The organism is Enterobacter sp. CGMCC 5087, assembly GCF_003144775.1.
Taxonomy (GTDB): domain Bacteria; phylum Pseudomonadota; class Gammaproteobacteria; order Enterobacterales; family Enterobacteriaceae; genus Enterobacter; species Enterobacter cloacae_M.
This window is the reverse complement of record NZ_QFXN01000159.1, coordinates 1-690: the sequence shown is the minus strand read 5'-3', so window position 1 is coordinate 690 and position 690 is coordinate 1. Positions and strand designations below refer to the sequence as shown.

1 protein-coding gene and 1 pseudogene are annotated in these 690 nt (G+C 55.5%); both read left to right on the top strand.

The annotated features are described in order from the left end of the window. A pseudogene (locus tag DEO48_RS15310) lies at window positions 1-222 on the top strand (hypothetical protein); the annotation flags it as partial. A gap of 45 nt (window positions 223-267) precedes the next feature. After that, the coding region (locus DEO48_RS15305; protein WP_109845639.1) for a DUF4234 domain-containing protein at window positions 268-690 on the top strand (423 nt) is incomplete at its 3' end.

Sequence of the window (690 nt, the reverse complement as noted above, 5' to 3'; positions counted from 1 at the left end):
ATCACCGTCGTCACGGATGACCAGACGTTCCCCCTGCCGTCCTCTCTGGGCTGGCGTAACGGCGACAACGCCTGGGTGTCGTTCATTGATGCCATCAGAAAGGCAACGTCGTTTGAGATTTACGTCAACGACAAAAAGGTGGGGCATTTTTCCCCTTCTGCCGGAAATGTCCACAAGGTTCTGGCTGATATGCCCGAATGCACGACACTCACCGCCGGGTAGCCCCGCCCCCCTGTTTACAGCAAAATCAATCAAGGACAATGCAATATGACCGACATCTCGACACTCAGCCAGCGACTGGCAACACCAACGCTCACTTTTGTGCTGCTCACCATCGCAACCTGCGGCATCTGGCCGTTACTCTGGTTGTATAAAAAGCAGGAGATTATCAGCGACACCACCGGGTATCCGGTTTGCGGCAACCTGTTTATCATCTGGCTGGCCGTCTGTTTTGGGCTCGGTCGACAGTTCGGCGTGATGGCCTCACCGGACCTCGCCGGCTATGACACGGGAAGCGATACGCTGCTGGCCTTAAGCGGCATACTGTCGCTCGCCTGTGGCGTGATGTATATCATCTGGGCCTTTAAGGCCAGAGCCGCGCTGCGCCACTATGCGCTGAACACCTTCCGCTTCGACTTCAGAATGAACGTGTTCTGGACCGTTGCCTTTAACGTCTTCTACATCACGTAC